This window comes from Chitinophaga oryzae (assembly GCF_012516375.2).
GTDB classification, from domain to species: domain Bacteria; phylum Bacteroidota; class Bacteroidia; order Chitinophagales; family Chitinophagaceae; genus Chitinophaga; species Chitinophaga oryzae.
The window spans coordinates 2,323,316-2,337,492 of the sequence record NZ_CP051204.2; the positions used below are offsets into that span (position 1 = coordinate 2,323,316).

The 14,177-nt window shown below is 52.1% G+C and carries 11 protein-coding genes; 6 read left to right on the plus strand and 5 right to left on the minus strand.

Annotated elements, in window-relative coordinates; genetic code table 11:
- Window positions 1–42 precede the first annotated feature (42 nt).
- A complete protein-coding gene (locus tag HF324_RS09690) occupies window positions 43–2,487 on the minus strand; it encodes an MG2 domain-containing protein (RefSeq protein WP_168859672.1) in 2,445 nt (814 codons plus the stop codon).
- 130 nt (window positions 2,488–2,617) lie between these two features.
- On the opposite strand from HF324_RS09690, the gene HF324_RS09695 reads away from it, so the two are divergent.
- Window positions 2,618–3,853 carry a BaiN/RdsA family NAD(P)/FAD-dependent oxidoreductase gene (locus HF324_RS09695; RefSeq protein ID WP_168802284.1) on the plus strand — a complete coding sequence of 412 codons (1,236 nt, stop codon included), beginning with the start codon at window positions 2,618–2,620 and terminating at the stop codon, window positions 3,851–3,853.
- A gap of 6 nt (window positions 3,854–3,859) precedes the next feature.
- Here HF324_RS09695 and HF324_RS09700 read toward each other — a convergent pair whose 3' ends face one another.
- Window positions 3,860–4,489: a deoxynucleoside kinase gene (locus HF324_RS09700; protein WP_168802285.1), complete on the minus strand. Its 630-nt coding sequence runs from the start codon at window positions 4,487–4,489 to the stop codon at window positions 3,860–3,862.
- Window positions 4,490–4,608: 119 nt separating this feature from the next.
- Entirely contained in the window at window positions 4,609–5,103 is a 495-nt protein-coding gene (gene folK, locus HF324_RS09705) for a 2-amino-4-hydroxy-6-hydroxymethyldihydropteridine diphosphokinase (RefSeq protein WP_168859673.1), read from the minus strand.
- Window positions 5,104–5,189: 86 nt separating this feature from the next.
- Between folK and sppA the strand changes: the two genes are divergently transcribed.
- The 5 genes from sppA to HF324_RS09730 all read left to right on the plus strand — a co-directional run bounded on the left by sppA (window position 5,190) and on the right by HF324_RS09730 (window position 10,160).
- Entirely contained in the window at window positions 5,190–6,941 is a 1,752-nt protein-coding gene (sppA, locus tag HF324_RS09710; RefSeq protein ID WP_168802287.1) for a signal peptide peptidase SppA, read from the plus strand.
- 293 nt (window positions 6,942–7,234) lie between these two features.
- Window positions 7,235–8,341 (plus strand): ABC transporter permease, encoded by a 1,107-nt coding sequence (locus tag HF324_RS09715; protein WP_168802288.1) that lies wholly within the window; start codon window positions 7,235–7,237, stop codon window positions 8,339–8,341.
- 42 nt (window positions 8,342–8,383) lie between these two features.
- Entirely contained in the window at window positions 8,384–8,917 is a 534-nt protein-coding gene (locus HF324_RS09720; RefSeq protein ID WP_168802289.1) for an SRPBCC family protein, read from the plus strand.
- An 8-nt stretch (window positions 8,918–8,925) separates the two neighbouring features.
- Complete coding sequence (locus HF324_RS09725; protein WP_168802290.1) at window positions 8,926–9,453, plus strand: SRPBCC family protein; 528 nt, start codon at window positions 8,926–8,928, stop codon at window positions 9,451–9,453.
- A 212-nt stretch (window positions 9,454–9,665) separates the two neighbouring features.
- Window positions 9,666–10,160: a DUF2911 domain-containing protein gene (locus tag HF324_RS09730; protein ID WP_168802291.1), complete on the plus strand. Its 495-nt coding sequence runs from the start codon at window positions 9,666–9,668 to the stop codon at window positions 10,158–10,160.
- Window positions 10,161–10,313: 153 nt separating this feature from the next.
- Here the strand turns inward: HF324_RS09730 and bioA are convergent, their stop codons facing one another.
- Window positions 10,314–11,600 carry an adenosylmethionine--8-amino-7-oxononanoate transaminase gene (bioA, locus tag HF324_RS09735; RefSeq protein ID WP_168802292.1) on the minus strand — a complete coding sequence of 429 codons (1,287 nt, stop codon included), beginning with the start codon at window positions 11,598–11,600 and terminating at the stop codon, window positions 10,314–10,316.
- 18 nt (window positions 11,601–11,618) lie between these two features.
- On the minus strand, window positions 11,619–14,117 hold the full coding sequence (locus HF324_RS09740) for an ATP-binding protein (protein WP_168859674.1): 2,499 nt from the start codon (window positions 14,115–14,117) through the stop codon (window positions 11,619–11,621).
- Between the last annotated feature and the right edge of the window lie 60 nt (window positions 14,118–14,177).

A 14,177-nucleotide genomic window follows, 5' to 3' on the forward strand; every position in this document is an offset into this window, starting at 1 on the left:
GTTCTTAATCAGACAATAAAAAACTTTGCGTGCTTTGCGTGATTAAAACTCCTGTTCAAACTTACCCACCGTGCCTTCGTCAGTGATACCCTGTACCACTACGCGGAAGCGTTTGGAGAAATCGTTGTTATAAAATTCCACTTTGGCGGTATGTGTCAGTGTATCTACCGGCACATTGGGGTTCCAGTACAGTGTCAGGCGTTTGTCGGGCAGGGCGTGCACTTCTTTTTTCACCGAGTAGTCCGGAGAATAGAAAGTTTTCACTATGGCATAACCTGCTTTTTTATACAGCTGGAAGCCTTTGATAGACGGGTCGTTGGCAGGCGGGTTGTCGCCTCCTTTTTTGGTGTATACCGCGATAGCGCCGTTAGCGCCGCCGAAGCCACCCATAAATGGAGGGCGGAACACCTTGATCAGGGCCACATCATTGATGCTGAGGGTGCTCAGCATGCTCACGTCGGTCTGCATTTCGTTGAGATACAGGCCGGGTTTGCCGCCGCGCCAGGAGAGCGCCGGGTTGCTGAGGTCACCGGTGATCTGCAGGCCCGCAACTTTAGACTGGAGATACTGGAAAATATTGTAGGCAGTAGGGTTCTCCTTGGTAAGATCGAAGGTATAACCATCGCCGCCGGAGAACATACCGGAAGTATATCTTTTTTCGGTGGTTTCCTCCGGTTTGATTTTTTTAGCGTTGACATTTACTTCCTGCAGGTATACCGTTTTGTTGTTGATAGCGCGGTTAACCTTGTTGCTTTCCGCGGCGGTGGCGAGGAACAGCTTCAGGGAGTTGTTGTCTATGGCCGGAGGAACGCGCAGGGGGTAAGGTATTTTCACCTGGGTGGCGCGATCAAAGAAGTGGATGTCGAACTTCACGTTGACATCTTTGCTCTTTTTGGCGTCGCTGCCCTGGTAGTAGATATAAGCCGTATCAGGGAACACCATGTTGGCGATGTTGAACTCCCCTTTCTCGTCGATAGGGGCGGAAGCGAACATGGAGGAGCTGTCAACCGGCAGTTTGATGATCATGTCCAGTTTGCCGCCTACGATAGGTCTGCCGTTAACGCCGGTGGTGACACCTTTGACGGTAACGCCCTGTTCGTAAGGGTGGCGTATTTCCGGGAATTCATTTTTAGCGATCTTCTCCCAGCTGAACCTGCGCCATCCGTTGGTCATCATCACGAGGTCGAGCGCCTGCAGGGTGGCGGGATTGGTATCCTTGAAATACCAGTTGGGATTATATACGAATCCTTTGATATCAGAAGTGAGGAGCAGCGTGGACACGATGTCGGCGGCGTTTTTATCTACAGGCACGGCGTCGGCATCGGTGACGGCTACGGAGATATTGGACTGCAGCGTATCGGGGAGGCGCAGTACGAAAGTGCTTTTCTTGCGCGGGTCACGGGCTACGTCAGACTCCAGCACGTCCATTTCCATGCGGTCGTTGCTGCGCACAAAAGAGAGCCTTTCTGCGAGAGGAACGCCGTTGCTGCCAAACAGGGTGATCTGGAGGATGCCGCTGGGCAGTTTGTCGGCCGGAATAAAGCCGCTGATACGGCCTTCGGATATATCGAGGAGCGCCTTGTAGACGAGCTGCTGGCCCATCTGTGCGATAACCACCAGCTTATTCAGTGCGGTATCACCCATATTGGCGGGAACCGCCTGGTAGAAAATACGGGCGCCTTTGTTGAACACTTTCAGGGAAGCGCCGGTAGCCTGGGCAGCAGGCAGGGTGAAGGTTTTGCTTTGCCCTTTGGCGCTTTTCACCACGGCCTGGTAGGCGTCTGAGCCGGCGGCCGGGGTTACTTCGAAGGATCCCATACCGTCATGTATGGATTTGATGGCGGTATTTTTAGGATCTTTTATGGTGCCGGTCACCTCGATGGGGTAACCGTTGTTGTCGATCGCTTTGAATGCCACGGTGTTAGGCTGGCCTGCAATGAGGTTGCCCCCTTCCGGGAAAAACTGTACGGAGAAATCGGCCGCGGTAGTATCGGCCGTTGGGCCGCCTTTCTTCGCGGGATCGAAGATCTCGATGGTACGGGTATAGGTGAAGGCCGGGTCAAAATTGAGCATCCAGGCGGTGTAGGCCCTCAGCTGGTACACGCCGGGCTTCTGTGCTTCGGGAAGTTCGAAGTTACCCGGGGCGCCGGCGTTGAAAACGGCAAACAGTTTCTTTTGTACGATGTTGTTATTCTTGTCGAGCAGTTCTACGTACAGGTTGGTCGCCTGTGTGGAGGGGAGGCCCTGGAGGGTTACATAGCCTTTGAACCAGATGGTTTCGCCGGCAGCGTAGTAGTCTTTGTCCAGATGAAGAAATACTTTTTCCTGCGGGAAGCGGTTGTTGTATTGTTGTAAAGCCTGAACCAGGTGATCCGACCAGTCGGCAGGTGGCGGCATAATAGCCACGGCGCCCATAACTCCGGCCAGCAGGGTAGCGGGTATCATCCACTTCAGGTGGCGTCTCTTTTTGGTATTGTGCACTTGCATGAACTGTATTTTGAGCCGAAATAATGGATATAATAATAGGACAAATATAAACTTACGAAAGAATAAACGGTAAGATTACGGCAGGTTTGTTATTATTGCGTCTTCAAGCGTTGGTTTTAACAAGATTTTAATGAGTGCAATCCGGAAAAGATTAGTGGTGGCCGGCGGCGGTGCGGCCGGTTTTTTTTGTGCGGTCAACGCAGCGCGTTTATGCCCGTCGCTGGAGGTGGTGTTGCTGGAGAAAACCGGCAAGCTGCTGTCCAAAGTAAAGGTGAGTGGCGGCGGGCGGTGTAATGTGACGCACAATGCGCCCGATATCACGTACATGACTAAACGTTATCCCCGCGGGCAACATTTTGTGCGGAAGGCTTTTTCCCGCTTTTTCGTGACGGATACTATTGAATGGTACGCCGAAAGGGGCGTGCAACTGAAGGCGGAAGCAGACGGGCGGATGTTCCCGGTGACGGACGATTCACAAACGATCATCGATTGTTTGCTGCGGGAGGCGGACAAATACCACGTAAAGGTAGAAACCAATAAAGAAGTGACTACGATGGAAAAGAGCGCCGACGGGCGTTGGCAGCTGCAGTTGCAGGATGGCCGCACGCTGACGGCGGATTTTGTCTGCGTGGCTGCCGGCGGATACGCGCAGGCCGGCAAGTTCGGCTGGCTGGCGCAGACAGGGCATACGTTCGTGCCACCGGCGCCTTCGCTGTTCACTTTCAATATGCCGAACAACCCCATTACCTCCCTGATGGGCGTGGCCTCTACGGCACAGGTGAAGGTTGCGGGTACCAGGCTACAGGAGACAGGCCCGGTGCTGATCACCCACTGGGGCATGAGCGGCCCGGCGATATTGCGCCTGTCGGCCTGGGGGGCCAGAGAGCTGCAAGCCATGCAATACACTTTTACGGCGGTGGTGAACTGGCTGCCCGATCACCATGAAAATTCGCTGAGGGAAGAATGGCCTTCCCTGCGCCAGGAACTGGGCAAACAGAAAATACATCATAAAAACCCGTTCGGGCTGCCGCAGCGGCTGTGGCAGTTCCTGCTGCTGCAGGCGGGCATCTCCGAAGATATGCGCTGGGCGGACGTTCCGGCGAAAGACCAGAACAGGTTCATGAAAATGCTGGTCAGCATGGAGTTTCCTGTAAAAGGCAAAACCACTTTTAAAGAAGAGTTTGTTACCTGCGGCGGTATCACCCTCAGCGAAATAGATCCCTCCACTATGGAGAGCCGGCTGGCGCCCAACCTGTTTTTTGCCGGCGAAGTGATGGACGTAGACGGCATCACCGGCGGATTTAATTTCCAGCATGCCTGGACCAGCGGCTTTGTCGCCGCCACAGCAATCGCTGCAAAACTGTGATCGTCATCACAGTTTCAGATAGTGCATCCCCGGCTCATATTCTTTCTCCAGCGCGGCCAGCAGGCTTTTAAAGTCCTCCGGCTGCCGCAGGAAATCCACTTTGGTCGTATCGATAACGAGGGTACGGACGGGATGCTGCCTGATATATTGCATGTACATATCATGCACATTGAGCAGGTAGTCGTCTGGTATATGCTGTTCGTAGGAACGGTTCCGGTGTTTGATATTCTCCTGCAGCCTGGCGACAGGCGCATTGAGGAATATCAGCAGCTCGGGCTGTACCAGCTGAGGGTTGATGATGTCAAAGAGTTTTTGATAGAGGGAATATTCTTCTTCCGGCAGGTTGATTTTGGCAAACAGGAGGCTTTTGATAAACAGGTAGTCGGAGATCACCACGTCTGAAAAGAGGTCTTTTGTTTGCAGCATCTCTTTCAGCTGTTTATATCTTTCCGCCATGAAAAACAGTTCCAGCGGAAAGGCGTATTGCTGCGGGCGTTCGTAGAAAAGCGGGAGGAAGGGATTATCGGCAAACTCTTCGAGGATCAGTTTTGCAGAAAAATGTTTGGCCAGCATATTGGCCAGCGTGGTTTTTCCGGCGCCGATATTTCCTTCTATAGTAATGAATTTATAGTGCATGGATTAGAGTTTTTGCACGCAAAGCCGCTAAGCAGCAAAGCAGCAAAGATAAAGATTAGTTTGCGTCACAAGTAGGATGGTAAGATGATAGAAACTATCATTCTTTGCGTCTTGGCTGCTTAGCTGCTTTGCGTGCTCAGTTTAACAGCGCTCAGATCATCGGGACAGTCCTGCTGCAGCTGCCGCACGGTTTTGTGCAGCACAGGGTGCAGGTAGTCGGGCACGATTTCGGTCAGCGGTACCAGCACAAACTGGCGCAGATGCATCCGGGGATGTGGCAGTTTCAGTTCAGGAAGGGACAGGACCTCGTCATTGAAGAAGATCAGGTCGATGTCTATGACCCGTGCCCCCCATTTCTCCTGGCGGATACGGCCGATCCGGCGCTCGATGTCCAGCAGTGTATGCAACAGCGTTAGTGCATCCATACTGGTCTGTATTTCAACGGCCTGATTGAGATAGTCAGGCTGGTCTACGGAGCCCCACGGGGCGGTCTGGTATAAGGCGGAGGTCTTCAGCACCTCTCCGGCGGATGCGCCGATGAGCGCTACTGCCTGTTGCAGGTTGGCGACACGGTCGCCCAGGTTGCCACCTATAAGTAATATTGCTGTATTCATGTATATTCTGAAGCCCAAAAGTAGCCATATTCCGTATTTTTGAAAAAATGTATCTTTCCATTTCCCTTTCATTTTAACTAAAACGTATGCGTTTCTTTAAAACTTTCCTTGCAGCGCTCCTGGCCTTCATCGTTTTTACGGGCCTCTGCTTCCTGGTGCTGCTGATGATCATCGGGAGAGCCATTTCCCGCGAGCCTGTGACGATTTCCCCCAATGCCGTGCTGGTGATGAAAACCAGCCAGGCCTTTAACGAACAGAAAGTGGTGAACCCCGTGGCTTCTTTTATGGGAGATGAGTCTTCCGAAATCCCCGGCCTGTTTCAGGCGGTAAGGCTTATCCAGCATGCTGCCACCGACGACAATATTAAAGGTATTTACCTGAAGGTAGATGGTAGCGGCAACGGCTTCGCCGGCACGGAAGAGCTGCGCAACGCCATCCTGCGTTTCCGTAAGTCCGGTAAATTTGTATATGCCTATGGCGAAGTGATGTCCCAGCAAGGCTACTACCTCGCCAGCGCAGCCGACAAGGTGTTCCTTAACCCCAAGGGAGGCATTGATTTCAGCGGCTTTTCCACACAGGTGACATTTTTGAAGGGGACACTGGAGAAACTGGAGATACAACCTGAAATTTTCTACTGCGGCAAATTCAAAAGCGCTACCGAACCCCTCCGCGAAACACAGATGACGGAGGCCAACCGCGTACAAACCCATCAGTTCCTTGGACAGCTGTATGGCAATTACCTCCATGGCATCGCCCAGGCCCGCAGGCTGGATACCGCCACCCTGCATGGTTATGCCAACGAAAACCTGGTCCGCGAATCGTCAGACGCGCTGAAATACAAACTGGTAGACGCGCTTAAATATGATGATGAGGTAGTGAGTGAACTGAAAAATAAAACCGGTGTCAAAAGCGATGAAGACCTCAACCTGGTTTCCTTCCTGAAATACAACAGCGCGGTAACCCTCAGCAACGGCACCAGCGAAAATAAAATCGCCGTGATTTATGCTCAGGGAGACATCATCAGCGGTGAATCCGAAAAACAGACCACCATCGCCAGTGAAGACTATATCTACAGCATCCGCAAGGCAAGGGAAGACAAGAAAGTAAAAGCCATCCTTTTCCGGGTAAACTCCGGCGGCGGTAGCGCGCTGGCTTCTGAGGTGATCTGGCGCGAGTTGTCCCTGGCAAAGAAGGTAAAACCTGTAGTCGTGTCTATGGGCGATTTTGCCGCCTCCGGCGGATATTATATCTCCTGCATGGCAGACAGCATCTTTGCGCAGCCCAACACGTTGACCGGCTCCATCGGGGTATTCGGTATCATGTTTAACATGGAGAACTTCTTCAAAAATAAACTGGGCGTAACGTTCGACGGTGTTAAAACAGCGCCTTATGCCGACCTGGGCACGATGTCCCGGCCGCTGAACGATGTGGAGAAACGTTTTATCCAGGATGGCGTGGACAGCATCTACGCTTCCTTTAAATCAAGGGTGGTAGCCGGCCGCAAGCTGGACGCCGCCGTGGTGGACAGCATAGCGCAAGGCCGTGTATGGAGCGGTACTGATGCGCTGAAGCTCGGACTGGTGGACCGTATCGGGGGGCTGAACGAGGCGCTGAATTGCGCCGCCCGCCTGGCTAAAGTGTCCGATTACAGGATGGTGGAGTATCCGGAAGTCAAAGACAAACTGTTCCGCTTGCTGAAGAATGTAGGCGGAGAAGTACAGGAGAGCATGGTGAAAAGAGAAATGGGCGTGAACTACGACCTGTACCAGCAACTGAAAGCCATCCAGCATATCCCCGGGGATATACAGGCCAAACTGCCTTTTATTTATAAATTTTAAGATTTATAAATTTTGTTATTGGGGGATGAACAACCGTTGTTCATCCCCCTTTTTTTAGTCTGCCCTGACATTAAAATCCACTTAAAAATTACCCGGTCATCTCCCCCGATATCATCTCCGGGAGGTAAAAACACTAAAAAACATCAAAAAAGCAGTCAAAAAGCGATAAAAACGGGCGAAAACAACCCAAAACTACCTTTAGCCGGGAAAAGCGCCCGAAAGCAACGGGAAAAATCGGGCAGAGCGTCAATTTTTTGAGTAGTTTTACGGGATTTTTAACAAACGAGACTCAGATGAATGGAGTGAAGTACAGCCAATGGAGGGCCATGCTGGCTATAACAAAAGGAAGTTTAAGAGGTATTTTCAGAAGCCCTTCAGCGGTGGTTTTTAGCCTGGGATTCCCGCTTGTGTTCATTCTCGTATTCGGATTTATTGGTGGCGGCAGTGTATCCGTGAAAGTGGGGGTTGACAGGCGTACCGACATCAACAGCCGGTTTTTTGAAGGATTGTCAAAGGTGAAAACGCTGAAACTGGTGACCGACCAGCCGGCGGCAGAGATGGAGGACGACCTGAAGAAGGGCCGTATCACCGCCATCCTGAATATTGTACCGCAGCAGGGAGCCGACAGCCGGCCTCATTTCCAGGTAAATATCAAAACATCCACGGCTTCCGATGCCAGCAAAAAAGCTATTTTGTTGTCGGTATTGAAAGAAGTGACCGCCCGTATCGATGACCAGGTGTACCCACGTGCTTCCGTGGCGACTTTCACTACAGAAGAGATACCCGGGCGTGTTTTCAAAACCATTGACTTTATACTGCCCGGCCAGCTGGGTTTTGCGCTGATGAGCGCTGCCGTTTTCGGCACTGCCTTCCTGTTCTACAGTTTAAGGCAGACATTAGTCTTAAAACGTTTCTTCGCCACGCCGATCAAGCGTACCTATATAGTACTGGCAGAGGCTTTCAGCCGAATGATTTTCCAGTTGATCAGTTCCGTGGTGATTATCGGCCTGGGACATTTTGCTTTCGGTTTTACGCTGGTGCACGGCTGGGTTACTTTCATGGAAATGCTGGTGTTGTCTGTTTTCGGGCTGCTGGTATTCATGGGCTTCGGCTTTGTGGTGAGCAGCATCGCCAAAAATGAAAGCACCATACCTCCCCTGGCCAATATCGTGACGCTGCCACAGTTCCTGCTGGCAGGCACCTTTTTCCCGATAGACTCTTTCCCTGCCTGGCTGCAGCCTATCTGTAAGGTGATGCCGCTGACCTACCTGATTGATGCCCTGCGTAAAGTGGCGTTTGAAGGGCAGCACCTGTGGCATGTAGGCTGGGACATCGCTATTTTAACGCTCTGGGGAGTAGTGGTATATGCCGTGGCGATCAAAGTATTCCGTTGGGAGTAGCTGTGTTTTTTTATTAGCTTTGGCTTACCTAAAATCAGCTACATGCAGGCCTTTTTTATTCTTCTGGGGGCGTTGATCGTCCTGGTATTGGGGCTTTTCATATTCAGCTTGTTTCTTCCCCCTATGGTCAAAGTGGAGCGTTCGCTCATGATTCCTGCGCCGGCAGCAAGGATCTTCCCGCTCATCAACGTAGTCCGCAACTGGGAGTTGTGGTCGCCCTGGAAAGAGCTCGACCCCGATATGGCTATTACCTACGGCGAGAAAGACAGCGGTACCGGCGCCAGCTACAGCTGGAAGAGCCATCACCGCAATATCGGCAACGGTCATATGACCATCACGGAATCCCGGCCCGGGCAATATATCGCCACAGATACCGACTTTATGCGGATGGGCATCGCCAAAGGCACTTTCCGGCTGGACCCCGTTGGGGAAGGCACGCTGGTCAGCTGGAGCATGACCTGCAATATGGGCCAGCATCCGCTGAGGAAAGTAATGGGACTGATGATGGACAAATGGGTGGGGCAGGACTTTGAAAAAGGACTGGAAGGAATCAAAAGATTAGTAGTTCGTAATTAAACAGCATTATGCGTCTTTTTAAATTGTTAGGCATCAGCATCGTTGTACTGGGCATTTTTGTATTGCTGTTGTCGCTGATGTTTCCCTCTACCGCCGTGGTAGAACGTACCGGGGTGATCCAGGCGCCCATCGACTCTGTCTATGCACAGATCAACAACCTTAAAGCCTGGGAAAACTGGAACCCATGGAGCCGCCCGGATACGACCGCTCAACTCGTGTACTCCGCACAAACCGCCGGCGCCGGCGCTTCCTACAGCTGGGCGGGACAGTTCAACAGTGGTAAAGTCACCATCGTTGACAGTGAGGCCGACAAAGGCGTACATTATACCCTGGACATCAAAAATATGCGCCCGGTAAAAGGGGGTATTGAACTGAAACCCAGCGTCGACGGCAAAGGCACTGCTATCTTCTGGCATATGGAGATAAAACTGGGCCTGGCGCCCTGGTGGAAGCTCCGGGGCTTCCTGGCCGACCGTATTTACGGCCCTGCCATGGCCGACGGGCTCACCCGCCTCAGCCGGCTTTGCGAACAGTAGCCGTTTAATCATTTGGGTATTTGGTTATTTAGGTTTTTGGTTTATTTTAATTAATGGCCAAATACCCAAATACCCAAATACCCAAATACCCAAATACCCAAATAACTAAATAATTAAATTTTGCCATTTATCCAATAATTAAAGGTGGAGCAGTTTAATAGTTCTAAATTGTTGTCATTACCTCATTCCTCAACAAAAAAACTACATCTGCAATGAAACACCTTTTATTGGCTGCTTTCTTCTGTATGGCCACCACACTCGGTTTTGCCCAGGAAAAAGCCAGAAAAAGCCCACATGTAAACGTAGAAAATAAAGACATTAAAGTGGTGTATGGTCAGCCATCCAAAAAAGGACGGGTGATCTTCGGCACCCTCGAGCCTTTTGGCAAAGTATGGCGTACCGGCGCTGACGAAGCGACCGAAATCACTTTCAAAAAAGACGTGGTATTCGGTGGTAAACCGGTGAAAGCAGGTACCTACACGCTCTTTTCTATTCCTGATCCCAAAACATGGACCGTTATCCTGAACAGTAAACTGGGACAATGGGGCGCCTACGACTATGATAAAGTAAAAGGCCAGGACGTGGTATCGGTGAAAGTACCCCGCGAAACACTGAAAACACCGGTGGAAAAACTGACTTTCACGTTGCCGGCCAATGCGGTGGTGTTTGAGTGGGATGATACGAAAGTATCTGTACCTGTTAAGTAATTGACGCTCGCCGGCTCGCTTGGTTCACGCAAAGGCGCTAAGCAGCAAAGAGCGCAAAGATTTTTTAAGAAAGCAAAGGGGCGAAGATCAAATTTGATCTTCGCCCCTTTGCTTTCTTTGTTTTCTTATTTTTCTCTTTGCGCTCTTTGCTGCTTAGCGCCTTTGCGAGACAAGTTCGCGGATGCTTTCATAAACAGCCGCCAGCTGATCGTCCGTAATACAATAAGGAGGCAGGATGTACAGCGTATTGCCCAACGGGCGGAGCATGATCCGTTTGGCCCGGAAAAAGCGGTGGAGATGGTCCGCCAGCTGGTTCGTATATCCGTCGGCGTTATCGGTCACCAGTTCAAACGCCAGGATGGTTCCCAGGAGGCGTGCATTTTTAACGACGCTTACCTGTTGCAGTTCTTCCAGGAACTGCCGGTGATTTTCGTGTATCCGCTGCCGGTTGAGCGCGCAGGCCGGGTCGGTAAAGAGGTCGAGGCTGGCGAGGGCTACGGTGCATGCCAGCGGATTGGCTGTAAAGGAATGCCCGTGGAACAGCGTTTTCAGTTTATCGTTGGAAAGGAACGCTTCATAGATATCGCTGGTGCAGGTGGTGATGCCCAGTGCCATGCTGCCGCCGGTAAGCCCTTTGGAGAGGCATATCATATCGGGGGCGGTCTGCATGTATTCCATGGCGAAGTTCCTGCCTGTTCTGCCAAAGCCGGTCATCACCTCGTCGGCTATCAGCAGGATCTGCTGTTGCCGGCAGTATTGCAGGAGTTGTTCAAAGCCGTCCCTGTCATACATCACCATACCACCGGAGCCCTGTAGCAGCGGCTCGAAGATAAACGCTGCTATCTGGTCGGGCTGTTGCGCCGCTATGGAGGCGACGATCGCCGAGGCATTACCGGAGGTGGGCACATCCAGGAAGTGTACTTCAAAAAGAAAATTATCGAATACGCGGGTGAACACGCTGCGTCCGCTGACGCTCATGGCGCCGAAGGTATCGCCATGGTAGGCGTTCTTAAAAGCGATGATTTTGTTGCGCTGTTGTCCTTTGTTATGCCAGTATTGCAGTGCCATTTTAATGGCTACCTCCACGGCGGTGGAGCCGTTGTCGGAATAGAACACACGGCGCTGGTTGGCAGGTAAGACCTGTAGCAGCCTTTCCGCGAGGTTTACCGCCGGCGGATGTGTATAACCGGCGAAGATGCAGTGTTGCAGCTGCAGCGCCTGTGCTGCCAGCTGCTGTGCTATATGCGGATGGGCATGACCGTGAATGTTGACCCACCAGCTGGAGGTGGCGTCTATATAGGCGTTGTTATCTTCATCATACAAACAGGCGCCTTCGCCGCGAACAATGCCGATAGGAGCAGGAGCAGTCTGCATCTGGGTATATGGGTGCCAGATCACTTCGAGGTCTCTGGCAGACAGGTTTCCTTTAATTGTTGACATGGGGCAAATGTAGGGAATTCATTTTTTATACCTGTTAAGCACCCGGTACAGCTCTTCGGCCTTGTACGGTTTGGGCAGCATATCCCTGATTCCCAGCTGGCGCAGCTTTTCGGTGGCTTCGGGCATAATATCGGCGGTGAGCACCAGGATAAAAGCGTTGGGCTGCAGCTGGCGTATCCATGGAATGGTTTCGTAGCCGTTCATTTCAGGCATATGCAGGTCGAGCATGATGCCATCGAAAGCCTGTTCCTGCATTTTGGCGATAGCTTCTTTCCCGTTGACCGCGAGGGTAACAGTGGCCCCGGTTTTATTGAGTTGCAGCTGCATCACCTGCCGGTTGATTTTATTGTCTTCCACTACCAGCATCTGCATACCGGTCAGCATATTCGCCGGATCGATGCAGGCTTCCCGTGCGGGTATGTCCTGGGCGGCGGGTACCTGGAAGGTAACGGAGAACCGGAAGGAGGTGCCCTCTTGCAGCTGGCTTTCTACCGTGATCCTGCTGTTCATCAGCTCTACCAGTTTACGGGTGATGGCCAGACCGAGGCCGGTACCGCCGTATTCCCTGGTGGTAGCAGAATCGCCCTGTACAAAAGTATCGAAGATACTATCCTGTAAATGGGGCGGGATACCGATGCCGGTATCCGTTATTTTGAAGCCGATCGTGACATGGTTACTGCTGCTGCTTTCGATGTGCAGCTCAAGGTCTACATATCCTTCGTTGGTGAATTTCACCGCATTGTTGACGAGGTTGTTGAGGATCTGTCCGAGCCGTACCGGGTCTCCCTGTACCAGTTGGGGGATGCCTGCATCTGTATGGGTATGCATTTGTAAACCCTTGGCAACGGCCAACGGCTGGTAGTTGCCGCTGATGCCCTGTATCAGCTCCCGCAGGTCGAAAGGGATATGTTCCAGCTCTACTTTCCCTGCTTCGATTTTACTCAGGTCGAGGATATCATTGACGAGACCCAGTAAGTGGTTGGCGGAGAAGTGCAGGTTCTGCAGCAGTTCGCGGTGCAGGGTTGACGGCTGGTCCTGCAGCGTGCCGGCAATGCCGATGATGGCATTGAGCGGCGTTCTGATTTCATGGCTCATGACAGACAGGAATTCGCTCCGGCTTCTGGCGGCGTTTTCCAGTTCTATGTCGGCTCTTTTCTGTTTGTCGATATCCATGATAATACCCCGGAAAGCGGTGACCTTGTCGTGGTTGAATACGGGGATCCCTGTGGTGCGCACCCATTTGACGGTGCCTTTGGCCGAGACATGCCGAAGATCGATGCAATACGGCTGATGGTGGCGCAGCAGCTGTATCTGTGCTTCTTCCAGCAGGTGTTTGTCTTCCGGGTGATAGAACGCCAGGTCGTTAAAAATGGCGGCATAGTTTTCCGGCAGTTCGCGCAGCGTGTATACCTGCCTGGTCCAGAATACCTGTCCGGTGATGAGGTTAAACTCCCATCCGCCGATGAGCGCCATCTGTTGGGTGATATCGAGTATCTGGATGTTCCGGGCATAGTCTGCGTTGACCTGTCGCAGTTCCAGTTCGTTGCGTTTGCGCTGGGTGATGTTCTGCACAAACATGAGGAGGCGCAGCGGAGAGCTGTCGCTGGCGGGCATCATACGCATTTTCACGGCATACCAGTACGGCATTTCCTGCCGGATGTCAGCATATTCATAATATTGCGGATCGCCGGTGCGCAGCAGGGTGTCGGCCAGCTGCCGGAACGCGTTGGCATGTTCTCCCACGAAGTCCACCATGGGTTTACCTAATATTTCATGTTCCGGGAAAAACAGCAGGTGTTGCTGATTGCACCAGATGCGGGTGAACACCAGTTTTTCATCCAGTTCAAATACAATATCATCGAGGGAAGAGGTGAGCGCATGCAGTTCGGTGACCAGCTGTTGGTTCGTCATTTCGAGGCTCTCCCGGCTGGAGCGGCTGCGGTAGGTGTGTAACAACGTGCCATATGTCAGCGCTATTGGTTGCAACAGGGAGATGAGGGAAGGGTGGTATCCGCCGGGTTTGTTGACCAGCCCGATCATGCCGATGGTTTCCCCATGGTGACGGACGGGTATACCGAGAAATGTCCGGAAGACAGCCGGGTAGCGGGGTTCATCCTTATCGGGATGGTTGCTGAGTACGGGTTCCCCTTCAAGCAGCACTTTACCGAAAAGGGTATCCATATTGGTAAAATGCTGTCCGCGTTCGAGGCGGGACCCGAAGTATTGCTGTACGTTGGTATGCCAGTGGATATTGATGATGGCCTGTACTTCGAGGTAGGGCTGATGATAATAATCTTTTTCCATGGCGCCCATAAAACCACCTTCGCTGCCGGTAAGGGTGATCAGTTCGAGCAGCAGTTCCTGGCATACCTGCGCCGGTTTGTTGTCTGCAAAGCTGGTATGCAGGGCGGTGATGATATCGAGTGCTTTTTGTTGGGGAAAACCGGTATGGTCATCTATACCATCTGCTAAGGGAAGGCTCCTGGAACTGTTGCCAGAAAAGGGATTCACCAGCATGCGTAATCAGGTTTAGAGGGTTTGGGCACATTCACGGCATACGCCTGGCAAAGGCTGCAT